This window comes from Paraglaciecola aquimarina (genome assembly GCF_032464635.1).
GTDB classification, from domain to species: domain Bacteria; phylum Pseudomonadota; class Gammaproteobacteria; order Enterobacterales; family Alteromonadaceae; genus Paraglaciecola; species Paraglaciecola aquimarina.
Genome location: NZ_JAWDIO010000002.1, coordinates 439020 through 462841, shown reverse-complemented (window position 1 = coordinate 462841; position 23822 = coordinate 439020). Strand labels below are relative to the sequence as shown.

The window sequence follows — 23822 nt, the reverse complement described above, 5'->3', positions numbered from 1 at the left end:
CGCTCGCTGTAGACGCCTTTAGCGCGGTTATGCTGTTAGTGGTAACCGGAGCCAGTGCTGCGGCTTTGCTAGCAGCTAAACCTAGTATCGACCAACAGATTGAATATTCGCGGCAGCCGCTATTTTATTCGGCTTGGTTGTTAGCGCTATCTGGTCTAGTCGGCATAGTGGTTGCTGCTGACGCGTTTAATATCTTCGTATTTATGGAAATTTCATCTTTAGCCAGCTACATACTGATTGCTGGCGGCCCCAATCGTCGAGCGCTCCCCGCTGTGTTCAAATATTTAATGATGGGCACGATAGGCGCGACCTTTTACCTCATTGGTGTTGGCTTGATTTATATGATGACAGGCACCCTTAACCTCGCTGATATGCAAGCTAGAATTGGTGACGTGACTGAAATAAACCCGATATTGATAGCCGCCGGTTTTATTACCATCGGTTTAGCTCTCAAAGCGGCTGTATTTCCTCTACACGTTTGGGTGCCCAATGCCTATGCCTATGCGCCACATATGGTGACGGTATTTCTGGCGGCATGCGCCACTAAAGTGGCGATGTATGTTCTTATTCGCTTCGACTACATGATATTTCAAGGCAATCTTACTGATCATGTCATGCAATTTGCGTGGTTTGCCATGCCGTTGGCAATATTAGGGATATTGATTGCATCTGCGGTGGCTATATTCGAAGGCCATCTGAAACGGCTGCTTGCCTCTTCTTCTATTGCCCAAATCGGATACATTTTACTCGGTGTCAGCTTTGTGAGTATTGCTGGCCTCAGTGCCAGTACCATGCATTTGTTCAATCATGCACTGGCCAAAGGAGGCTTGTTTTTGGGGGTTGCCTGCATAGCTTACCACTACCGCGATCTGCGTTTAAGTCAACTTGGCGGAGCTTCTAGTCGAATGCCTTGGACTTGCGCCACTATTGTTGTAAGTGGTCTTAGCCTAGTCGGTGTGCCGGGTACAGCTGGGTTTATTAGTAAATGGTTATTGATTAATGCGGCATTGCAAAATGAAAAGTGGGGTTGGTGGCTAGTCGCCATTATTCTAGTGAGTTCTTTGATGGCAGTGGTGTATGTATGGCGTATTGTAGAAGCTCTATATTTTAAAGAGCCTGTCGACAACGCTGAAGCAGCTAAAATATCCGAAGCGCCAATACAGTTATTGTTTATTACCGGTGTGGTGGCGCTAATGAATATTTACTTCGGACTGTTCCCACAATTGCCACTAGCGTTGGCGGATAGCACAGCAGCCTTGCTTCTGGGGAATATATTATGACACCAGAAACTGCGATTTTAGTGGCTATCGGTTTACCCATCATTGGTGCATTGGTCATTGCTCTTGCAGGGCGAATCGGGCCGAATATTCGCGAAACTGCTACTGCTATAACAGCAATAGCTCTAATATTTGTGGTGTGGGGGTTGTTACCAACCATTATGGATGGAGGGCGACCGGCGGTTGAGATTAGTGAGGTGATGCCGGGGTTAAGCATTGCTTTTTCAGTTGAACCTTTAGGGATGTTATTTGCAGCATTGGCATCTGGCCTTTGGCTTATTAATTCGATTTATTCTGTTGGCTACATGAGAGGTAATAAAGAGAAAAATCAAACTCGATTTTTCGCGTGTTTTGCCTTAGCGCTCTCGGCCACTATGGGGATCGCTTTCGCGGGCAACTTGTTTACTTTATTTTTGTTTTACGAATTATTAACACTCTCTACTTACCCATTGGTCGCACATAAGGGAGATGCCGCTACAGTGCGTTCAGCAAGAATTTATCTAGGGGTGTTAATTAGTACATCAATTGGTCTTTTTTTACCGGCAATCATTTGGACATACAATATTGCAGGTACAGGCGATTTTACTAGTGGTGGCATACTGGCTGGTAAATTGAATGACCCAGAAATAGGATTGCTATTGGGGCTGTTTGCATTTGGAATCGGAAAAGCGGCGGTCATGCCGGTGCACAAATGGTTGCCTTCTGCCATGGTGGCACCTACTCCTGTTAGTGCTTTGTTACACGCTGTGGCGGTCGTTAAAGCCGGTGTATTTGCGATAACAAAAGTAATTATTTATGTCTTTGGTATCGAGTTTTTGTTCGAGGCATCGAGCAGTCAATGGTTACTGTATGCAGCTGCATTTACCATCATAGCTGCGAGTGTGGTGGCTTTAAAGCAAACAAACATTAAGCGCCTATTGGCTTATTCTACCATCGCTCAACTTTCATATGTGGTCATGGCCTCAGCCATGTTTAAGCCGTTGGCAGAGCTAGGCGCTTCGTTACATATGGTGGCTCACGCATTTGGCAAAATTACGTTGTTCTTTGCCGCAGGGGCGATTTACGTAGCCTCTAAAAAAACCGAAATTGCTCAATTGCGGGGTATTGGACGACGAATGCCATGGACAATGGCAGCATTTACGATAGGGGCTCTGAGTATGATTGGAGTGCCGCCAACCGCGGGCTTCGTCTCTAAATGGTATATTTTGGCTGGCGCATTTGAAGCGAACAACCTAGTTGTTGTGTTCACTATCATCGGCAGCACGGCTCTGAATGCCGCTTACTTTTTGCCTATTTTGTATATGGCTTGGTTTGAGCGAGAAAAAGAAGGCGGAAAAGAGCACGGTGAAGCGCCGCTTTTAGCCGTAATTGCGCTGTGCTTGACCGCATTGTTAACGCTTGGTTTCTTCTTGTTTAATGGTCCGGTAATTGAACTGGAAAGCCAGGTAATTAAGGGGCTAGGGTAAAAATGACTAATGGTACAGAACTACATTGGCTTGTGCGGCCAGCAACGATCCGTAAGTTATGGATTGGCACATTTGTTGTCCTTACTATTGTGGTACTGGCTCAGACAGTCATCTACGTTAAAGGATATTTTGGTTTTGATGCTTGGTTTGGCTTTGGTGCAATTTACGGCTTTGTTAGTTGCCTAGTGATGGTCCTGATCGCCAAATTATTAGGTTATGTTTTAAAGCGCCCAGAAAACTATTACGATGAACCCAGCGCATCGCCACAACAATCCACTCAACCGCAATCAGAGCCTGAAAGCACCTCTAAACAACAAAGTAACAGTCTAGAGGAGTTTAATAATGGGGTTTGATTTATTTCCACCTGCATTAGTCTTATTAATTGCAGCTGGACTGATTGGACTGTTAAAGGGGCACGCTAGAACCTCGCTTTTATTGCTTGCGCCCATTATCACCTTGTGGGCCATTTGGCAGATCCCTGATGGTGTGCAAAGCGCCATCAAATTTCTAACTTATACCATTGAGCCTATCGAAGGTAGTCCTGTTAGACGTTTATTCGCTACTGTGTTTGCCATAATGGTGTTGGTTGGCGGGATTTATTCGTTTCGAGTTGCTAAGTGGTATGAGCTTGCAGCGGCATATGCATATGCTGGTGGGGCGATAGGTGTTTGTTTTGCCGGTGATCTCATTACCATGTTTATCTATTGGGAATTGATGGCAATATTTTCTACCATAGTGGTGTTTTGTGGGGCAACTGCAAGGGCAAGAGCCGCTGGTATACGCTATGGGATCATGCATTTACTAGGCGGCGTAATACTGCAGATTGGCATTGTCGGTGTGGTGATCAACACCGGATCCATAGAAATACAACCTATGCTTGCCTCAGACTTTAGTACTTGGATGATACTAATAGGCGTGTTGATCAATGCCGCCGCCCCTCCAGTATCGTCTTGGCTTGCCGATGCATACCCTGAAGCAACGCCAACGGGTTCGGTGTTTTTGTCGGCATTCACTACGAAAACAGCTGTGTTAGTACTTATCTTATTATTTCCTGGTGAGTCTACATTGATTGGTTTAGGCCTGTTTATGGTGATGTATGGAATTATATTTGCTTTATTAGAAAACGATGTGCGACGTATTCTTGCCTATTCTGTGGTGAATCAAGTTGGATTCATGGTCGTGGCTGTAGGAATAGGGACGGAAATGGCGCTGAATGGCGCGACCGCTCATGCCTTCGCCCATATTGTTTACAAAGCGTTACTGTTTATGAGTGCTGGTGCGGTAATTTATCGTACGGGCAAAAATAAATGTATTGAACTCGGTGGGTTATTCCGCACTATGCCACTGACTTGTGTATGTGGAATTATTGGCGCGTTAGCCATTTCTAGTTTCCCTCTTACCTCTGGCTTTACTACTAAAAGTATGATTTCTCAGGCGGCTGTAGATATGGAATTGGTTTGGGTGTATATGGCATTAACTGCGGCTTCTGCTGGGGTGTTTTTGCATGCAGGAATAAAATTCCCGTGGTTTGTCTTTTTTCAGAAAGATTCTGGTTTGCGGCCTAAAGATGCGCCATGGAATATGAGCTTGGCCATGGTGATATTTTCTGGGGTGTGTATTTTGTTGGGCGTATTTCCGGAGCTTCTCTATGGACTACTGCCCTACCCAGTTGATTATGTACCCTATAAAATTGGCAAAGTTCTATTCTACCTACAGCTGCTGCTATTTTCTGGTTTAGCATTCTTTGTGCTATTACCTTTGATGAAACGTACGTTAACCATTAGTTTAGATATTGATTGGCTGTGGCGACGAGCTGGCTATTCGTTACTGAAGATTGTCGACAGAATGTTTAGTGCGATTGGCGCTGCCATTGGTAAACAAAGAATTCGCATACAAGCCTTCTCGCATCTTATGGCTATTCGTTACCTAGGTCAGCCTCACACGGCCGACAGCAAGGAGCGTGGTATGTTTGCCCGCTCTTGGCCTATAGGCACGACTGCTTTATGGATTGCTGTCTTATTGTCAGTTTATGTCTTACTGTATTATTTATAGTCGTATTGTTTTTTATTGCAACTGTAAGACATACACGCTCTGCCCTTAGTAGATAGCTTGAATCACTAGAAGGAATGCCCCAGGGATTTTGCCCTAGGTTCTTGGTATTTAAAGTGGGTAATCATTTGTTATACCGACGCCTAGAGCAAAATCGCTGGAGGCACTCTGGTAATTATCGATCAAATTAGTTTGGTATAACGATGGATTTGAATATATTAGCTGTACCACCTATATTGAGCATTAAACAAAATTAGTCGAAGGAATGATGACATGTTTGCGACATTATTTGGGTCCTTAAAAATGAGTTCTTATCTATGTTAGCCGCCGTTTCTAGTTCGTTATTAAATGTACGCAGTATGCCTACTACCGGCGGAAATATTGTAGGGCAATTGTCACAAGGCATGGTCATTAAAGGTAACGGTCCTTATGACAATTGGCTACAGATCAATTATCAAGATACTTACGCTTTTGTGTCGGCAAACTACTCTGCAACCGGTGAATGATTTATCTAGGCTAACCGGAACGGTGAACACCGCTAGATTGAATGTACGGGCAACTCCCTCAAGTAACGGCAAGTATCTAGCCACCCTAAATCGAGGTGCGGCGATAAAAACGCTTGCGATACTAGATGAATGGCTAGAAATTGAGTTTAACCGTGTTACCGCTTATGTGTTTGCCCGTTATGTTGATCTTGTTTACGTGTCCGGTGGCTACTTAGCGCAAGTGAATGTGCGGCTATTAAATGTACGAGCCACGCCCAACGCGACAGCGGCGTTATGCGGCCAATTGGCTATCGATAATCAAGTTTGGGTAGAAGGTCAACAGAAAGACTGGTGTCAAATTCGATTTAATGGCAATCGTGCCTATGTTGCTAGTCGATATTTGCAAAAAATAACGGCTACAAAAGATAGCGATGATAACGCGGGAAGAATCAACATTGCCGATGACGCAGAAGATTTGCCTATTCCTATTGCAGAACATGGCCAAAAATTATCTCGTCTGACGCCAAAAACAATACTGCCAATATCTGGCTCAAATGAACAGCGCAGCGTCGCTACCGTATGGAATAGGTGGGGAGGCCTTTTAGGTTCTTTATCTGAAGAGAAAAACTTAGAGGTTGCCTGTTCTTTGGCTATTCTATGTGTTGAAAGTTCTGGCAAAGGATTTGAACAAAACAACCAAAACCGAATGATCATTCGGTTTGAAAATCACAAGTTTTGGCGTTATTGGGGAAAAAATAATCCTCAACAATATCGCGAACATTTTCGTTATCGCAACGACAAAGTATGGCTTGGACACGAATGGAGAGGCGATCCAGATTTTGCATGGCAAAGCTTTCATGGGCAGCAACATAAGGAATGGCAAGTATTTGAATTTGCCCGCCAACTCGACGAAGAAGCCGCCATGTTATCTATTAGCATGGGAGCACCGCAAATCATGGGGTTTCATTTTGAGCGTATTGGTTTTCAGTCAGTTCAAGAAATGTTTGCCGCTTTTTCTGACGATATTCAAGGGCAAATAAATGGCTTGTTTGACTTCTTTTCGCCCCAAATGCTCAACTATTTACAAAATTTAGCCTTCATCGAATTTGCTGGTATGTACAACGGTTCGGGGCAAAAACAAATTTACGGAACTAAAATTCAAAAACATTATGAGGCAATAGTAAAACTCATGCCTAATCAAGCAAACTAATTTATCTAAGGAGAGGCACATGAATATATTTTCACTCATTAGCAACATATTTGAACCCGCAGTCAAATTGGTGGACGAGCTACACACCAGTGATGAAGAAAAACTGCAGTTACAAGCGCAAATTAAGTCGGTAGAAAATGAGTTATTAGCCAAAGTGATGGACTACGAAAGCCAATTACTTAAAAGTAAAACAGCCATTATTACGGCTGAGGCCACAGGTCAATCTTGGATCCAGAGGAACTGGCGTCCTATCACTATGCTGACATTCTTAGCGTTAGTGGTGCTCGACAGTTTTGGTGTATTGGCCTTTAGACTATCTGAAGATGCTTGGACGCTATTAAAAATTGGATTGGGTGGCTACGTGGCTGGTCGGTCAGCGGAAAAAATTACTCAGCAATATTTGCAAGCTCGCCCAGCTGAAGACAAAAATAGTAATATCGCTAAGGGCTAATGCTAAGCTTGCGACATAATTGCTATCCGGCAGCCTCGTGCCAGAGGCTCGTTTGGTTTAGTGCTTAACAATAATCGGCAGCGTTGCAATCCATATCAGGATAGCTCATCCTCAATACCTGACCTCTGCAGTATAAAAAACCATCTACTCACCTCGACTTTTGCTAGGCACTTACGTATGATGCGCGCTTTTATTGCCTCATATGGCAATGGCATACATACCATCTAACTTACTTCTTCTGGAATACCCACTTTGATTTCTACCGCAAATATCACCATGCAGTTTGGTGCCGAACCTTTATTCGAAAACATTTCAGCTAAATTTGGCAATGGTAACCGTTACGGTTTAATCGGTGCGAATGGTTGTGGTAAATCGACCTTTATGAAAATTCTTAGCGGTGACTTGGTGCCAAGTGCTGGTAATGTATCCATTACCCCTGGAGAAAAACTCGGCACGCTGAGTCAAGACCAGTTTGCTTTTGAGGAGTTTACCGTAGTTGATACCGTCATCATGGGTGATGTGAATTTATGGAAAGTTAAAAAAGAAAGAGACGAAATTTACTCAAAAGCAGAAATGAGTGAAGAAGATGGCATGCATGTAGCCGAACTCGAAACTCAATTTGCTGAAATGGACGGCTACACTGCAGAAGCACGAGCAGAAGAATTGCTGTTGCAAGCCGGAATCGAAGCTGAATTTCATTATGGCCTGATGTCGCAAGTCGCCCCAGGTCGCAAACTTAGGGTATTATTGGCCCAATCACTGTACGCCAATCCAGACATTTTACTGTTGGATGAACCTACCAATAACTTAGATATTTACACCATTAATTGGTTGGCAGAAGTATTGAATGAACGTAAGTGTACCATGATCATTATTTCCCATGATCGCCACTTCCTGAACTCTGTTTGTACTCACATGGCCGATATCGATTATGGTGAATTACGCATTTATCCGGGAAATTATGAAGCTTATCAAGCAGCGTCGTCGCTAATTCAAGAACAGTTGTTAACTGAGAATGCAAAGAAAAGCGCTGAAATTGATGAACTGCAAGCCTTTGTTGACCGCTTCTCTGCAAATGCATCAAAAGCCAAACAAGCCAGTTCTCGGGCCCGTCGAATGGAGAAAATTACCTTAGATGAGGTGAAGTCATCCAGCCGTCGTAGCCCAAAAATCATCTTAAAGCAGCATAAAAAGTTGCATCGCCAAGCGTTAATTTTAGAGCAGTTTGGTCATGGTTTTGAAGAAGGATTATTGTTTAAAGACGGTGAGTTAATCCTTGAAGCTGGCGCAAGGTTGGCGGTGATCGGTGAAAATGGCGTGGGTAAAACTACGTTTTTGCGCTGTTTAATGAATGAACTGACAGCGCAAGAGGGCGTCGTAAAGTGGTCAGAAAACGCCAGCATTGGTTATTGTCCACAAGACAGCACTAAAGATTTTGACAATGACTTAACTTTGTTTGATTGGATGTCACAATGGCGCACCCCAAAGCACGATGATTTAGCGGTACGCGCATTGCTAGGTAGCTTGTTGTTTAGTGCTGATGATTTCAACAAAAAGGCTAAAGTATGTTCGGGCGGTGAAAAGAACCGTCTGTTGTTTGGCAAATTAATGATGTCTGACATTAATGTGTTAATCATGGACGAACCTACCAACCATATGGATATGGAAGCCATTGAAGCCTTAAATAACGCCTTGAAAAAGTTCGATGGCACCTTGATTTTTGTGAGTCACGATAGGCAATTTGTATCGTCACTCGCTACGCGTATCATTGAAATAGAAAATCAGCGGGTGATTAATTTCCAAGGTACCTATAACGAATATCTCGCTAGTCGAGAAGAAGCACAAGCAAGAGCTTAACCTGCTCAATTTTTAGTTGCTTGTGCAGTGGGGTTGTAATAGAAATACGGGGCTGATTGTTTTAAAGGAGCATGCCATGCAAGATCACAAGAGTTTGCCACTTACTGATTTTATTGAGTATCCATCGGCAGAGATGTTGGCGCGGTCAGAGCAGTTTTATACTGACATTAAGCGTCGACACAGCATTCGTCAATTTAGTGACCGACCTGTGGCCCGCGAGATTATTGAAAACTGCATTAAAGCGGCCGGTACTGCGCCAAACGGAGCAAATCAACAACCTTGGCATTTTTGTGCAATTCACTCAAGGGATATAAAAAAACAAGTTAGACAGCAAGCAGAGATGCATGAACAGGGGTTTTACAATGGGCGCGCAGGTGAAGAATGGTTGGATGCTTTAAAGCCCTTGGGCACAGATGCTAATAAACCCTACCTTGAACACGCCCCTTGGCTGATTGCTATTTTTAGCCGCAAACAGACAGAATTAGAAGATGGTCATAAGCAAAATAACTATTATGTACACGAGTCAGTTGGGATTGCGACTGGCTTTTTGATCAATGCACTGCATAACTCGGGGTTAGTTACTTTGACTCACACCCCTAAGCCGATGAGCTTTTTGGCTAAAATTTGTCAGCGTCCAGACAACGAAAGACCCTTTATGTTGTTGATAGCCGGTTACCCAGCCGCAGATGCTACCGTACCTATTCATGCTGCCAAGAAAAAAGAACTAACCGAGATAGCCAGTTTTTTGTAAATGATTGGCTCTTCATCTATCTATTTGTTCTCTATAACAAGCTGAAATTAAAGTAAAACTCCTAAATTACACATACATTTAAAAACTACGTATGAGTTTCGGTCATTATTAGATAACATATCAAAAAATATATTGAGGACACACCAATTGTTAGACGTACTGCTAGTTGATGATGATCGTGAGTTTACAGAAATAGCCGCAAACATTATTGAGTTTTTGGGCCACAATATCCAAGTGGCAGCTGATTTGGCTGAAGCTAAAGAATGGTTAGCCAGCCAATCTTTTGATCATATTTTACTGGATTTCATGTTGCCAGATGGCAGTGGTCTGCATTTGCTCGACCATTTAAAAACCATCCACGCGAACGCTTATATCACGTTTATTACCGGACACCCTTCGGTTAAAGGTATGTTGTCAGAAGTATGCGGACCCAAAGTTGATTATTTGGTTAAGCCTCTGCAAAGAGAAGATATTGAGTCAGCTCTAAATAGGAAGCCTGCAGCTAAAAAAGCAAACAAAACCTCTACTAAGTTGCATTTTGACTGCTTAATTGGCGAATCTGCGGCCATGCAAGAGCTTTATCTTATGATAGAGCGAGTCGCTGGCACGCAAGCTAATGTCATGCTAATGGGCGAGAGTGGCGTAGGTAAAGAAGTGGTGGCGAGTGCCATACATAGAATGAGTCAAGCTGAAGGCAAGTTAATCGCGACTAACTGTGGAGCGTTGTCGAATGAATTGATCAGTAGCGAATTGTTTGGCCATGAAAAAGGCGCTTTTACCGGAGCTGTAGCGCAAAAAATCGGTGTGTTCGAGCGAGCCGAAAATGGCACTTTATTCTTAGATGAAGTCACCGAAATGCCATTGGATATGCAGCCCAATTTACTCAGAGTGCTTGAGAGTAAAAAAGTCGTTCGGGTGGGCGGCACAAAAGAAATCGCTGTTAATTGTCGCGTTGTCTCAGCCACCAACCGCTCGCTGGAATCGATCGCTCAGGATAAGGTTTTGCGTGAAGACATATACTTTAGGCTTGCGGTGTTCCCTATCACTATCCCAGCGCTCAGGGAAAGAAAAGAAGATATTCCTTTGCTAGCGAATGCGTTTTTGGATGAACTGAATCAAGAAAACGATAAGCATTTTAGTTGGAATAAAGCGCAACTTGAACGTCTTTGTGACTACGATTGGCCGGGCAATGTACGAGAGCTTAGGCATTGTGTGCATAGAACATTTATTATGAGTGATCCAAATTCTAATGAATTACGTTTACCTAGTTCGTTTGCGTCGCCTTTTTCGTTGGCCGGAAAAAATGAAGAGCAAAATAATGTCAGTGCAGGGCAAACAATCGAAGATGTTGAAAAGAATTTGATTAGAGTGACACTAGAAAAAGTTGACGGTAATAAAACTGCAGCCGCTGAAATGTTAGGGATAAGCACCAAGACGCTTTATAACCGTTTGCATGCATACGGTGAGTTAACAAAATAAATCATAGGACAATACATGCCAGACAATGAATCGAGTTCTCTAAATAAATTGGTGCACGATGCAAGAGGTCCTCTTAACCGTATATCAATGAACGCTGAGTTGATTAAGATGGTGCTAGAAAACGATATGCCGAAAGAAAAAGGCATTGAAGCGCTAAATAAAATTATTGCTGCCTGTCAAGATTGTAGTGCGACATTGCAAGCTATAAGTAAATCAGCTGATGTTTAGAAAGTTCGGTGAGGCCCTAACAACAGGCAAATTATTTGATAACACCTTGCCTACTTGGACCTTGATTGCCTTAATAGTTATTAGTGTAATTGGTGGCAATGCTTATTTAGCAACTAAGACTATAAGCGAATTATCTCGTACCCAGCATGAGCTCTACAATACGTCAGAGGCGGCTTTGGCGCTAAATGATTTGCACATATCCATACTGTCTGCCGAGACAGGACAAAGGGGGTATTTACTAACCGAAGTGGAAGAATATCTCACCCCTTATAAACGTGCGCTGCGCAAAGTGTCGGAACAAATGGATGTGGTCTCCAATCTTAAATACCAACACGAAAACTATTTAGTCAAAATACGACAGTTGCTGACTTTGAGCCAAAGTAAACTCGACGAGTTAGAAACGACTGTCGAACTGGCATTGGAAAATCGTGAAACCCGTGCTTTAAGTCGCGTCATGACTGGACGAGGTAAAGATCTGTATCAAGAGTTATTGCAGATACTAAACGAGGTTAAAACCGTTGAATTTACTTATCGAGACAGTTTGTTCGACGAACTTAAAGCCTTGCAAAAAGAAGCCACTGTCACTTTTCTTATATCCGGCATAACGAGTGCTTTGCTGTTGTTTGGCATGTTAGTGATTGCTCGATTAAATTTAAATAATGAAGACAAGCTAAAAAAGTCACTTGAACAACAAAATGAGAACCTCGCTACGCAAGTCAAGATTAGAACACAAGAATTAACGGTATATTCGGATGAGCTATCTAGAAGCAATAGAGAGCTAGAAGATTTTGCATTTGTAGCGTCACACGACCTACAAGAACCACTCAGAAAAATCCGTGCTTTTGGCGATAGGTTGAAGTCGAATTACGCTGAACAGTTAGAAGGCAAAGGCGCAGACTATATCAATAGGATGCAAGTGGCTGCGGAGAGGATGTCGAATCTTATAAATGATTTGCTCGAATTTTCGCGGGTGAGTACTAAAGGTAAAGATTTTGTCGAGGTTGACCTTAATCAATTAATGACTGAAATATTAGGCGATCTAGAAATTGCTATTGAAGAAAGTCAGGGGCAAATAAGCATAGCTACTTTGCCTCAATTTCAAGGTGACAAAGGGCAAATGTATCAACTTTTTCTCAATCTATTCTCTAATGCGATTAAATTTAGAAAGCCAGATGTGCCACCACAAATCCAACTCACATACCAAAATGAACAAGCCGCAGATCCATTAACTGGTCTGGATATCTCCTGGCATGTATTGACCTTAACCGACAACGGTATTGGTTTTGAACAAGAGTTTGCCGACAAAATTTTTGTTCCCTTTCAACGCCTACATGGGCGCAAGGAATTTAAAGGGACCGGAATAGGTCTTGCCGTGTGCAGACGAATTGTTGAACGGCACGGTGGGACGATAGAAGCCAAAAGTGAACTAAATCACGGAGCGCAGTTTGTTATCAAAATCCCTGTAGACGCAATTTTATTTAATAACGATGGAATATCGAATGTCAGAACTTAGTAAAAAACCGATCACCATATTGATGGCTGATGACGATGAAGATGACCGACTGCTCACTCGAGATGCTCTCGAAGAAAGCCGTGTCTTGAATGACTTACATTGTGTAGTAGATGGGGTAGAGCTACTAAGTTATTTAAAAAGAGAAGGTAAATACGCAGACGAAGAGGCATACCCCCGACCTAGTTTAATTTTACTTGATTTAAATATGCCACGAAAAGATGGCAGAGAAGCCTTACAAGAAATAAAAGCAGACCCCAATCTGCGTTCGATTCCTGTGGTTATTTTGACCACATCCAAGCAAGAAGAAGACATGGTGAAAGGTTATGATTTAGGTGCCGCGTCTTTTATCACTAAACCTGTCAATTTTGAAGGTTTAGTCAATCTAATGAAAGCCCTAGGCAAGTATTGGATAGAGTTTGTCGAGCTTCCCAGCAATAGATAACATTAGGTTTTAGCATGATCCAAAAGCAAGCTCGTGTATTGATAGTTGAAGATGATGAAGACGATTTCATTATTGCCAGCGATTGTTTAGATGACTTAGCAGATTACGCCTTTAGCATTGACTGGGTAAGCACGCCAGACGAAGCGCTAGCCTTGCTTAAAGAAAATCGTCATGACATTTGCTTGCTTGATTACCAGTTGGGGGCTTTGACTGGACTTACTGTGTTGGAAAAAGCCACTAACATACAATGCCGTATTCCCATTATTATGTTGACCGGTCAATCGGATGACTTGTTAGATAAAGCCGCTCTTGATGCAGGTGCCGTTGATTTTGTAGTGAAAACTGAATTCGACAGCCCGCGGTTTGCTCGTTCCATTCGGTATGCGTTGTCTCGTCAAGAAATTGAAAAAGAACGATTAGAACGCATTAATCTCGAAACGAAAAGCCGCTCAAAAGACCGTTTTTTGGCTCACCTTAGTCATGAGTTACGTACTCCCCTCACGTCTATACTGGGCTACACCGAATTACTGCTGGAAAGCAACAAAGCCAAAGCAGCCAATCCTGAACTAAATATTATTTTAAATAACGGCAAGCATCTTTTGAGTCTGTTGAATGACGTACTTGACCTGTCTAAGATAGCGGCCAAAAAATTAGAGCTAAACCCTATTGCGATTAAATTTGAAGATTTTTTAATCGACATTCATACATTATTAAAAGTAGCGGCCGCCGATAAAGGTATTACCTTAGAGTTAACCTGCAGTAGTCCAGTGCCGCAAGAAGTTTATCAAGATCCCACTCGTCTAAGGCAAGTGTTAATAAACTTAGTGCATAACGCAATTAAGTTCACCTCAGAGGGATTTGTCAGGCTAAATGTGGCGGCCAAAATTGAATATAATCAATGCCAGCTAATGTTTGAAGTTGTTGATACTGGTACGGGGATCCCAGCGCAAAAACTACAGAATATATTTCAACCGTTTGAACAGGTTGAAGACATGGTCTCCCGCAAAGAAACTGGAGCAGGACTAGGTTTAGCCATTTCCTCTGAATTGGCCAAAGCAATGGGCGGGGGGATATCGGTCACGTCTGAGCCGGGAAAAGGTAGTTGTTTTACCTTACAAATAGCGGAAAACAATGCCAATAGTGAGCATTATTCTATGCTCACATTTACCGCTTCTGCGTTGGCAAAAAGTGGCGAAGCGCTGCCATCATTAGCAGGTAAAATTTTGGTAGTAGATGACATAGCAGATATTCGTGAACTCATTGGTCATATTGTAAGTTCATTTGGTTTGTCAGTAGTTTATGCTGAAAACGGCCTACAGGCGATAGATGCTATTGCTGCCGAAAATAACAATAGTCAACCTTTTGCAGCCGTGTTAATTGATATTCATATGCCCTTAATGGATGGTCGCGAAGCCGTGGTGAATATGCGCAAGAGAGGTTTTTTAATGCCAATTATCGCCTTGACTGCCGCTACCATGAAAGGTGAAAAAGAAAAGCTACAAAGCTTAGGTTTTAATGCTGTGGTACCTAAGCCAGTCAATAAGGCACTGCTGCACAGAGAGCTGTCTAAGCTGTTAGCTAAAGCTGACCCCGAAAAATCGCTATTAAGTCCGCCATCACAGACCAGCGGCCCAGGATCAGTGCGCCGTGTTTTATTGGTAGAAGATGATATAGACGCAGCTGAATTAACCAAACTATTACTTGAATCTTTAGGCTGCGAGGTTGAAGTAGCCCACTCAGGCCAAGCATGTGGGCAGGTCATAGCTCTGAATAGCGCTTGGGATATTGCATTGCTTGATCAAAACTTACCTGACACCAGTGGGTTAAAACTGGCCACGCTAATTCACAAAACAGCCACTGTTGGTGAAATTATCTTAGTCAGCGGCGAGTCTATAGAGCAAAGCACACTAGACGCCAATGGCATTAGTCGCTCTCTGTTAAAACCAATCAATAAGCACATGCTTGCCTCTATTATTTAAACCAGAACTCGATGTATGGATCCCACCACTCTACCGAGGTAGTAGCCAAACAAAAACTCCAATTAAGACACCCATAACAATTCAAATTCATCAAAAACAAAGCTTAATAACGTGCAGTTTGAATGGTTACATTTGCACTGAAATTTACGATGGGTGTCTAGTTAAAGTAATGTGTATGATAAGAACAGTCGCCTAGCCATGCTGACCGCTGGCAATGTGGTCACTGCTTATGAATACAATTCTGAAAACATGATAGAAAAAGAGACCCTTTCTCTAGACGGCGAAAGTTTTGTATTAGATTACATATACAACAGCACAGGTAATCTAACCAATACAATCTACCCCAGTGGTACAAACATTGGTTATGCACCCAATGCACTTGGCCAAGCTAAACAAGTAGGTAGTTACGCCACTAATGCCTTGTATCATGCCAACGGCATGGTTAAATCTCACAGTTACGGCAATGGTTTTGCCCATACGTCTACGCAAAAAACATCAGGCCTACCGAATACCTTCTACGATAAGCGCAGCAGTACGTATGCCCTTAATCATGGCTTTACTTATGATGCGAATAACAATGTCACCTTTTTAGATGACAAAGTGAATAATGCTTATGATTTGAGACTGACCTTTGATGGTCTCGATAGACTCAACAACATTACGGATAGCTACTTAGGCACTGGAGATGTGAATTACGACACCCTAGGCAATATTACCTATTACAAGCTGGGTAACCAAACCATCCATTATTACTACAACAGCAACAAGCAATTGGATTACACCAGTGGCAGTAAAAGTTACAACTTTAGTTACGACGACAAAGGCAATGTGACCGACAATGGCACCCGTAGTTTTGGTTACAACACTGCCAACCAAATGGTGGACTCTGATGGCTACCTATACACTTACGATGGTAATAATAAGCGGGTTAAAGAGCACGGCTCTAACGGACTCAGTTACTCCTTTTATGCCAGTAATGGCAAACTCATGTATCGTAAAGCCAATAATCAACATATTGATTATTACTATCTGGGTGGTAAGTTAGTCGCCAATAAAAAAGCCAGTACTGTCACCTATTTACACAGTGATTACCTAGGCAGCACAGCTGCTGAATCCAATTCAGCAGGAACGGTCACCGACCGTATGCACTATCAGCCTTTTGGTGAAAGTATAGAAACACCTAAAGATGATGTTGGTTACACAGGGCATAAATTTGATACCGATTTAGGGTTAAGCTATATGCAGGCACGATACTATGATCCAGTTATAGGTCGTTTCTACTCCAATGATCCAGTTGGGTACATTGGTACAGTGGATTCATTCAATCGTTATTCCTATGTGGCGAACAATCCATACCGATATACTGACCCTACTGGAATGTCAAAACTTGAAGAACGTGATGACAAAAATTATCAAAATTGTGAAGATGATCCTAATTGTTATAATGTTATTCAGAGATCAAGTTCAAAATCAGCCTCTGAGCACGATCCAGATTCTGGAGTATATGAGTTTTCACTACCTTCAAACCTAGCAACATCTGTCAGTGAGGTAATGAATGTTAGTGTAAGTGATATTAATGGTGTTGAACTTTATGCAAATTCTAAATGGGCGAACTTTTTAAATTGGCTAAATGGCTTAAGAGGGTGGAGAGTTGACGCTACAACTTTGACAAACGCAATATATTTACCATCCCATGTTTCTCCAAAAAGTTTTATGAATAATCATAATTTATTATTACACGAATATTTTCATGTAATAAAACAATGGAATACAGGCAGGATGGGAATAGGTTCATATTTGTTATCCCCAGATAAATGGGAGAATGAGGCGAAAAATTTTGCTCGAAAAAACCAAAATAAGATAACAGGGAATTAAAAATGTTAAAAAATATAGCAGTGAGTATTTGTCTTTTATTTCTGTCAGGCTGTTTAGTTCCTACTGATACGGTAGTTAATGTAAAGGCTACGGTTACAGATCAGAATCAGGTTATTTATAAGTTGTGTAGCTATGATTTATTTGAAAATGACAAATTATTGTTTTCTTACTCAGGTTCTGGTGAACTTAATTACAATGATGTTGTTTCTGGATTTAATTATCAAAAATCATATCTAGTTGTTACTTGTAAGGAAGGTATAGAGGCTAAAAGGTTGCCTCTACCTAAGCTACCAACAGATATTAGTGAATATGCTGACTTTGGAACAATTGAAATACAAAGAAAATCACAAATTGATTAAAAATCGAAATAATAGAATTGTTATTACCCTGCTAATTTTATTAAAGATTAAAGATGGGATGCGCTCATAAGGAAACTTACATAGCTTTTAGAACAAAAAATGACTCCAGTTAATGATTAGTTATTATCTTAATATAAAGGATTACCTGAGTTTGGAAAATATCGGGGTCACCCATAAGTCAGCCGTTGTCAACAGTGCGATAAAAGTCGGATTGCTTTTTAGCAAACATTTAAGTTTGTGTTTCCTTACAGCGTGTTCCGGTTTTTATTCGCTAATATGTTTTTCTATTGGTTGTGCTGGATAATTTATCCGCAACAGTCACCCATCTGGCTCTAGTCCTTGGCCTGTAAAGGCCAATTTCCCACGCACCTCGGTGCGCCACAAAACTTCAGTTCCCCATGTTATCCAATGCGGTAAACGCACAGAGGTGGTGGTTAGGCTTTCGCCTTCCAGACCCAACTTGGCTTAACATGCGGGCGAACAAAATAAAGTCCGGTATCACCCTCCATTCAGAATAACACTGGTTTAATATCCAACCCCGATTGCTGGCTGAATGACACCGGGAAACTAACTAAAGACACGTTCGATATCGAAGGCCTGTTTATTCTTTAACATGTGAAATACCGCTCTGGCGATTTTATGGGCGACAGCTCTAATGGCAACAATACCATTGCGCTTTTGTTTTTTACGCTCGTAAAAACGTTTGGCTTTGGCATCAAACCGTACTAGAAAATGGGCAGCCTCGGAAAAGGCCCATGACAGGTATTTATTGCCTGCTTTACGGTTACCTGTGCCTTTCTTCTTGCCGTTACTTTCACGCACACTGTTGACACAACGACAATAAGACGCGTAATTACCAGCGGCTTCAAATCGGTTGATGTCACCTGTTTCTAACATGATAGTTAAACCTAAAATCGGACCAATACCGGTTACGCTGGTCAGCAGTTTGAATTCATCTTTAAGCTCCACCGCTTCCAGTGTTTGTTGTTCTATGATGGCAATCTGTTTATCTAATGCCTTAAGGATGGTGAGATTGGTATGAGCTGAATGATATAAAAAACTGCCTGATTCGAAAGGCAGTGTGAAGGTCTTTTTACGAATGTCGACACAGTTGACCCGATACCCTAACGAGCGCCAGATTTGATTTTGAATGCTTATCATATGGCTGGATGCATGTTTCACCAATTGTCGCCTACGTCGCAATAAGTCCCGTACTTGTCGGTATTCAGGCGGGTAAATATGACCGGTAGGCAATATCCCTAATCGCATCAAATGCGCAAGGTGAAAGGCATCCTGATGGTCGCCACTGTATTTTAAACCGTCGTATTGTTTAACCGCTGCAGTGTTCACCAGCTCCACTTGATAACCATGCTCCATCAGGCCATCCACTAACCAATACCAGTTAAAGGTAGATTCAATGGCCACCGCTTTTATCTGCTCTTTGTAAGGTGCGAGCAGTTCAAGTGTGATGTTTAAATTGTTGTCGATACGCTTATCCACAACCTTGTTATCCTCTTCGTCGATGACAACCACGACGTGATTGTTTGAATGTAAGTCAATGCCCGAGTAAAATGACATAACAGCCTCCCGTTTGTGATGGTTTGAGCACCTTTCAGCATAGCTGAACATGGACTCGGAGGCTGACTTGAGGATTTTCAGAACCTGTACTTATCTAGACACCCACGATAAACAAATGAAACATTGAGTTTTTAGATTGTCGGACTAAGCTTAATTTACGTTGTTTGAAGGGAGTCAATCATGCCTAGGTCTCGTTCATCTCAAGTTTCTTTAATCGATACACCTTATTATCATTGTGTTTCACGTTGTGTTCGTCGCTGTTTTTGTGCGGTGTAGATGATTATTCAGGTCAAAGTTACGAACATAGGCGGGGGTGGGTAGAAGAGCGGTTATTGCTTTTGGCGTCTGTATTCGCGATAGATATCAGTGCATATGCGGTCATGAGTAACCATGTGCATGTGGTGCTATTTGTTGATAAAGCGACAGCGGATAATTGGAGCCTAAAACAAGTCCTTGAACACTGGCATCAATTACACAGAGGTACATTACTCAGTCAAAAGTACTTACGAGAAGAGGCGCTCACACATAGTGAGATGTTGACCCTAATCGAGACCGCAGAAATCTATCGCCAACGCTTATACGACATCAGTTGGTTTATGGGGAATCTCAATGAATACGTCGCCCGTGAAGCCAACAAAGAAGACGGTTGTACCGGTCGTTTCTGGGAAGGACGGTTTACATCTCAAGCGTTACTTGATGAATCAGCGGTACTCGCCTGCATGGCTTATGTCGACTTAAACCCTGTGCGAGCGAAAATAGCAAGTACGCCAGAAACGTCCAAACACACCAGTATTCAAAAGCGCGTGAAAGCCATGCAAAAGAGGACAGCCCAGCCTCATCAACTCCTGCCCTTTATTGGCAATTATCAACAAAGCATGGGTAAAGGCATTGCCTACAGCCTAAAGGACTATTGTGAATTGGTAGATTGCACAGGTCGCTGTATTCGTGAAGATAAAGCAGGACAGATAGACCATAAACATAACCCGATACTTGAAAGATTAGGGTTATCAGACGCACAATGGCTTACCCTCACCACAGAGTTCGAACAACATTTTTGCTACGCCGCTGGCGCTGAGCAAATGATGCATCAATTCAAAGCTCACACCGGCCACCAGCGAATGCGCGGCATGAGCAAGTCAAAAACCTTACTCAAACGCGCTTAAGGTAAACACCATCACCAAGGACAAACACAGTCATCGCAAGGTGAGGTAACCATGTATTTACAAAACCAATAAAACCGCAAATATTTGCGACTTCTATCAAAAACATCGAGTTCTGTAACACTCCCCAAAGCAAAGCTAAATAACTTGCAGTTTGAATAGTTATACTTGTATTGAAATTTACGATGGGTGTCTAGATAACCCATTGGAATGGTTATATTTGTATTGAAATTTATGATGGGTGTCTAGATAACCGTTTCTACTCCTGCCCTTTATTGGCAATTATCAACAAGGCATGAGTAAAGGCATTGCCTACAGCCTAAAGGACTATTGTGAATTGGTAGATTGCACAGGTCGCTGCATTCGTGAAGATAAAGCAGGACAGATAGACCATAAACATAACCCGATACTTGAAAGGTTAGGGTTATCAGACGCACAGTGGCTTACCCTCACCACAGAGTTTGAACAACATTTTTGCTACGCCGCTGGCGCTGAGCAAATGATGCATCAATTCAAAGCTCACACCGGCCACCAGCGAATGCGCGGCATGAGCAAGTCAAAAACATTACTCAAACGCGCCTAAGGTAAACACCATCACCAAGGGCAAACACAGTCATCACAAGGTGAGGTAACCATGTATTTACAAAACCAATAAAACCGCGAATATTTACGACTTCTATTAAAAACATCGAGTTCTGTAACACTCCCCAAAGCAAAGCTAAATAACTTGCAGTTTGAATGGTTATATCTGTATTGGAATTTACAATGGGTGTCTAGATAAGATATTAACGATGGGTGTCTAGATAACCTCTAATGGGTGTCTAGATAACCTCTAGATAACCGGGGGGCATTCTGAACTTGTCGGGGATTTTTCTTAGGTTTTATCTTTTGCTAGTAAAGGCTGGATCCCTGCTAACAGCATGCAGGAATGACCGACGTTGAGGTTGGTCTATAAAAATTCCAATTAAGACACCATAATGCTCCTAGGGCTTGGATACTCCCCGTTTTTCGTTAGCATATTTTATTTTGAGGGGCGATCATTATTGTTTGATGTTTTTTGTTAACAAAAAGGGTATCTTATAGAGAAAATAACAATCGAGTCTATTATGTTCAAAATTAAATTTCTCAGCTATTTCTTTATTGGTATTAGTACTGTTGGTGGTATGACTTTGACTGGTTGCTCTAGTAGTGACATTAATGCCCAGGAGCAGTTTAAAAGTAAATCTAGCGATTTATTGGTGCTTCCTTTTGTTTTGACCACTGATAATGACTATTACGTTAATTATCAGGTTAGAGGGTCGGCAATCAAGCGTTTATCAATAACGGCTGATATCAAAAAGAGCTATGCCAACTTATCGGTTTATGCCAATGGAAAGGTAGTAGCGGATAATTTGGATTTATCTAGAACGGGTAAACAAACTATTAATGCTTTGGTCAATTTAGTAGGCGGTGGCACCCAAGAATTAGTGTTCAAAGGGAGAAGCGCTGATATTACTTTGCTCGACATTACCATGGAAGATGTAGAGGGCTTGCAACTGCCATATTTTATAGATAACTCCGCGGCGGCTAATTTAGACACTGAAATTACTTATAAGTATGGTGGCCCTTCAATTGGAGATGTTGATAATGACGGTGATTTCGACTTTATATTAAACAATCACAATAAAGTCCCTACTCAATTAGTGACTAATTTAGGTAATGGTAAAGTATCAATTGAGCGATTACTGAAGGGCGCGCCCGATTTACATGGCTCTGCGTTGGGTGATTATGATCTAGATGGTGATCTAGATATTATTCTTGCCCATGGTGGAGCGAATGGTACCAGCCCAAGTTCTTATACGTTATTGCAAAATACCAACATGAAGTTTGAGAACGTTTCTGGTAAGGCTGGGCTAAATACCCCTGCTAGGGGGCGAGCTCCACGTTGGATTGATTTAGATTTAGATGGTGATTTAGATTTAGCCTTGTTTAATGCCAAAACGCCTAACTATGATGGACCGCAAACTCTATTCTTAGATAACAAAGGTGATGGTTCATTCGAAGAGATCCGTATCGCTGATATTGAAAAGCTTAATGTAGAAAAACCGTTAGTGGTCGATTTTGATCGTGATGGCAAAGACGATTTATTACTATACTACCCAGACAAACTTTCGTTGTGGAAAAACAATGGTAATTTTTCTTATACCAATGTTACTCATGACTGGTTGCCAAAGGATGTCGCGCAATTAACGAATATTAACGGTGCGACCGATGTCGATGTAAACAACGATGGGCTAGTAGATTTGTATCTAGCTAATGGTCGTTCTCACTACAGCATTTCTAACAAGTCTCTTGATTTTTCACCTAATTCAAAAAAGTTGGATGTGAATGACAATGGCGAGAAAGGAACAACACAAATTGAGTTTACCGCTGATGGCGATATTCATTTAGCTGATGTAAAACTGGTCTTTCGCCAGTATCGAGATGGTTTTCCTATTTTCTTAGGGCAAAATAAGCAGCAAACGTATATTCAACCCCATGATTTTAATAAAAATGATAACCGTTACCCGCTAGCACAAGAAACAGCGCCACTAACACTAGACTTTAAGCCAAGCCAAGCTAAAGGTTGGCCCGAAGATAGGTCTGAAACGGGCTTATATATTGGTTACCTTGGTAATAAAAAGTGGAAGGCAGAATGGGTGCGTACTAAAACCATTTATTGGGGGTGGAGTTTTCACTGACCGGCTTAAATAATGTGACTTACGATTGGCCAGCAAACAATCGAAATGTACAAGATGTGCTGTTAATCAACAAAGGTACGCACTTCGAAAATGCCAGCCAAGCATGGAATATTCCCCAAGGCGGTAATCATTGGGGAGTAAGTCGCGCTGACTTTAATAATGATGGTAAGCAAGACTTGTTTGTCCATCGTTATGGCTATTTAAAAGAGCGTGTTGCTGACTTATTGTTATTGAACACGGGTGAAGGGTTTGAGTTGCTGACCGCGCATGGTGCTTATGATGTTAACGATACGGGCCATGGTGATATGGGACAGGCGTTTGACTTTAATAACGATGGTTTGCTTGACATGTTAAATGGCAGTGAGGATACAGGTAAGTGGTATTTATATGTAAACCAAGCAAAAAATGCAGGTAATTATATTCAATTCCAAGTGGGTTATAGCCCTAAAAAAGGGGTTGATCCGCTATCAGCGGAAGTCACGATTGAAACTGAAGATGGCAAGCGCTTTTTTCAGACTGTCGGTTCAACCGGTGAGGTCCATTCACAAAGTGTAATTAACACGGTTCACTTTGGCCTAGCGAAGCGCAACAAAATTAAGTCTGCAAAAATTGTCTGGCGCAATGGCGAAGTGATGAACTTTGGTTCACTACAAGCCAATGCCAAATACCAAAGCGCTGCAAGTCATTAGTCAATTACATGCCAGAATTCAAGCCGTACACTTGATTCTGGCGTGTGTTACGCAGTTTGCATCTGTGCAAAAAATGCAAGATCATTCTATGCATAGTTTTTTAATGGAACTGATATCGTTAGGTCGCCTACAAGTGATTGAATGCAGATTTTGTATACTAAAGAACTAGAAAAAACAATGCGCTGTGGTGTTGAAGGTTTTTAAAGGATGTTAATTACTCTATGATGCTCACTTGTTGCTGATTAATACTTTCT

At 42.0% G+C, this 23822-nt stretch carries 19 protein-coding genes and 2 pseudogenes; 20 read left to right on the top strand and 1 reads right to left on the bottom strand.

Annotated elements, in window-relative coordinates; translation table 11 throughout:
* Positions 1-29 precede the first annotated feature (29 nt).
* The 16 genes from RS130_RS02855 to RS130_RS02780 all read left to right on the top strand — a co-directional run bounded on the left by RS130_RS02855 (position 30) and on the right by RS130_RS02780 (position 17421).
* Positions 30-1280, top strand: coding sequence for a monovalent cation/H+ antiporter subunit D family protein (locus RS130_RS02855; RefSeq protein ID WP_316024708.1), 1251 nt, complete (start codon positions 30-32; stop codon positions 1278-1280).
* Positions 1277-2743, top strand: a complete 1467-nt coding sequence (locus RS130_RS02850; RefSeq protein WP_316024707.1) for a monovalent cation/H+ antiporter subunit D family protein — start codon at positions 1277-1279, stop codon at positions 2741-2743. Before RS130_RS02855 ends, RS130_RS02850 begins: the two co-directional genes overlap by 4 nt.
* A gap of 2 nt (positions 2744-2745) precedes the next feature.
* A complete protein-coding gene (locus RS130_RS02845; RefSeq protein WP_316024706.1) occupies positions 2746-3096 on the top strand; it encodes a hypothetical protein in 351 nt (116 codons plus the stop codon).
* On the top strand, positions 3086-4795 hold the full coding sequence (locus RS130_RS02840; protein ID WP_316024705.1) for a Na(+)/H(+) antiporter subunit D: 1710 nt from the start codon (positions 3086-3088) through the stop codon (positions 4793-4795). Before RS130_RS02845 ends, RS130_RS02840 begins: the two co-directional genes overlap by 11 nt.
* A 314-nt stretch (positions 4796-5109) precedes the next feature.
* Positions 5110-5298: an SH3 domain-containing protein gene (locus RS130_RS02835; RefSeq protein WP_316024704.1), complete on the top strand. Its 189-nt coding sequence runs from the start codon at positions 5110-5112 to the stop codon at positions 5296-5298.
* Between the two features lie 22 nt (positions 5299-5320).
* A complete protein-coding gene (locus tag RS130_RS02830) occupies positions 5321-6487 on the top strand; it encodes an N-acetylmuramidase domain-containing protein (RefSeq protein WP_316024703.1) in 1167 nt (388 codons plus the stop codon).
* Between the two features lie 19 nt (positions 6488-6506).
* Positions 6507-6938, top strand: coding sequence for a 3TM-type holin (locus RS130_RS02825; RefSeq protein WP_316024702.1), 432 nt, complete (start codon positions 6507-6509; stop codon positions 6936-6938).
* 252 nt (positions 6939-7190) lie between these two features.
* On the top strand, positions 7191-8795 hold the full coding sequence (locus RS130_RS02820) for an ABC-F family ATPase (RefSeq protein ID WP_316024701.1): 1605 nt from the start codon (positions 7191-7193) through the stop codon (positions 8793-8795).
* A 76-nt stretch (positions 8796-8871) separates the two neighbouring features.
* Positions 8872-9546 (top strand): nitroreductase family protein, encoded by a 675-nt coding sequence (locus RS130_RS02815; protein ID WP_316024700.1) that lies wholly within the window; start codon positions 8872-8874, stop codon positions 9544-9546.
* Between the two features lie 147 nt (positions 9547-9693).
* Positions 9694-11025 carry a sigma-54-dependent transcriptional regulator gene (locus tag RS130_RS02810; protein WP_316024699.1) on the top strand — a complete coding sequence of 444 codons (1332 nt, stop codon included), beginning with the start codon at positions 9694-9696 and terminating at the stop codon, positions 11023-11025.
* Between the two features lie 15 nt (positions 11026-11040).
* On the top strand, positions 11041-11253 hold the full coding sequence (locus RS130_RS02805) for a histidine kinase (RefSeq protein WP_316024698.1): 213 nt from the start codon (positions 11041-11043) through the stop codon (positions 11251-11253).
* Entirely contained in the window at positions 11246-12766 is a 1521-nt protein-coding gene (locus RS130_RS02800; RefSeq protein WP_316024697.1) for a sensor histidine kinase, read from the top strand. The genes RS130_RS02805 and RS130_RS02800 overlap by 8 nt, the downstream gene beginning before the upstream one ends.
* Positions 12753-13208 (top strand): response regulator, encoded by a 456-nt coding sequence (locus RS130_RS02795; RefSeq protein ID WP_316024696.1) that lies wholly within the window; start codon positions 12753-12755, stop codon positions 13206-13208. Before RS130_RS02800 ends, RS130_RS02795 begins: the two co-directional genes overlap by 14 nt.
* A 14-nt stretch (positions 13209-13222) precedes the next feature.
* The gene (locus RS130_RS02790; protein WP_316024695.1) at positions 13223-15187 is read left to right on the top strand and encodes a response regulator; all 1965 of its coding nucleotides are present in this window, start codon (positions 13223-13225) and stop codon (positions 15185-15187) included.
* A gap of 171 nt (positions 15188-15358) precedes the next feature.
* The gene (locus RS130_RS02785; RefSeq protein WP_316024694.1) at positions 15359-17062 is read left to right on the top strand and encodes an RHS repeat-associated core domain-containing protein; all 1704 of its coding nucleotides are present in this window, start codon (positions 15359-15361) and stop codon (positions 17060-17062) included.
* 2 nt (positions 17063-17064) lie between these two features.
* Positions 17065-17421 carry a hypothetical protein gene (locus RS130_RS02780; RefSeq protein WP_316024693.1) on the top strand — a complete coding sequence of 119 codons (357 nt, stop codon included), beginning with the start codon at positions 17065-17067 and terminating at the stop codon, positions 17419-17421.
* A 567-nt stretch (positions 17422-17988) separates the two neighbouring features.
* Here RS130_RS02780 and RS130_RS02775 read toward each other — a convergent pair.
* Positions 17989-18999 carry an IS110 family RNA-guided transposase gene (locus tag RS130_RS02775; RefSeq protein ID WP_316024692.1) on the bottom strand — a complete coding sequence of 337 codons (1011 nt, stop codon included), beginning with the start codon at positions 18997-18999 and terminating at the stop codon, positions 17989-17991.
* Positions 19000-19179: 180 nt separating this feature from the next.
* On the opposite strand from RS130_RS02775, the pseudogene RS130_RS02770 reads away from it, so the two are divergent.
* From RS130_RS02770 to RS130_RS02755, 4 genes and pseudogenes are all read left to right on the top strand, one after another.
* Positions 19180-20162: pseudogene (locus RS130_RS02770) on the top strand (transposase).
* A gap of 250 nt (positions 20163-20412) precedes the next feature.
* A pseudogene (locus RS130_RS02765) lies at positions 20413-20742 on the top strand (hypothetical protein); the annotation flags it as partial.
* Positions 20743-21265: 523 nt separating this feature from the next.
* Positions 21266-22879, top strand: a complete 1614-nt coding sequence (locus tag RS130_RS02760) for an FG-GAP repeat domain-containing protein (protein ID WP_316024691.1) — start codon at positions 21266-21268, stop codon at positions 22877-22879.
* A complete protein-coding gene (locus RS130_RS02755) occupies positions 22864-23568 on the top strand; it encodes a CRTAC1 family protein (protein ID WP_316027956.1) in 705 nt (234 codons plus the stop codon). The genes RS130_RS02760 and RS130_RS02755 overlap by 16 nt, the downstream gene beginning before the upstream one ends.
* Positions 23569-23822: the final 254 nt, after the last annotated feature.

Bases quoted from the DNA above. Each gene is read 5' to 3' on its own strand.
- RS130_RS02855 (WP_316024708.1), top strand. From the start codon at position 30: ATGCTGTTAGTGGTAACCGGAGCCAGTGCTGCGGCTTTGCTAGCAGCT.
- RS130_RS02850 (WP_316024707.1), top strand. From the start codon at position 1,277: ATGACACCAGAAACTGCGATTTTAGTGGCTATCGGTTTACCCATCATT.
- RS130_RS02845 (WP_316024706.1), top strand. From the start codon at position 2,746: ATGACTAATGGTACAGAACTACATTGGCTTGTGCGGCCAGCAACGATC.
- RS130_RS02840 (WP_316024705.1), top strand. From the start codon at position 3,086: ATGGGGTTTGATTTATTTCCACCTGCATTAGTCTTATTAATTGCAGCT.
- RS130_RS02835 (WP_316024704.1), top strand. From the start codon at position 5,110: ATGTTAGCCGCCGTTTCTAGTTCGTTATTAAATGTACGCAGTATGCCT.
- RS130_RS02825 (WP_316024702.1), top strand. From the start codon at position 6,507: ATGAATATATTTTCACTCATTAGCAACATATTTGAACCCGCAGTCAAA.
- RS130_RS02815 (WP_316024700.1), top strand. From the start codon at position 8,872: ATGCAAGATCACAAGAGTTTGCCACTTACTGATTTTATTGAGTATCCA.
- RS130_RS02805 (WP_316024698.1), top strand. From the start codon at position 11,041: ATGCCAGACAATGAATCGAGTTCTCTAAATAAATTGGTGCACGATGCA.
- RS130_RS02800 (WP_316024697.1), top strand. From the start codon at position 11,246: ATGTTTAGAAAGTTCGGTGAGGCCCTAACAACAGGCAAATTATTTGAT.
- RS130_RS02795 (WP_316024696.1), top strand. From the start codon at position 12,753: ATGTCAGAACTTAGTAAAAAACCGATCACCATATTGATGGCTGATGAC.
- RS130_RS02790 (WP_316024695.1), top strand. From the start codon at position 13,223: ATGATCCAAAAGCAAGCTCGTGTATTGATAGTTGAAGATGATGAAGAC.
- RS130_RS02780 (WP_316024693.1), top strand. From the start codon at position 17,065: ATGTTAAAAAATATAGCAGTGAGTATTTGTCTTTTATTTCTGTCAGGC.
- RS130_RS02775 (WP_316024692.1), bottom strand. From the start codon at position 18,999: ATGTCATTTTACTCGGGCATTGACTTACATTCAAACAATCACGTCGTG.
- RS130_RS02760 (WP_316024691.1), top strand. From the start codon at position 21,266: ATGTTCAAAATTAAATTTCTCAGCTATTTCTTTATTGGTATTAGTACT.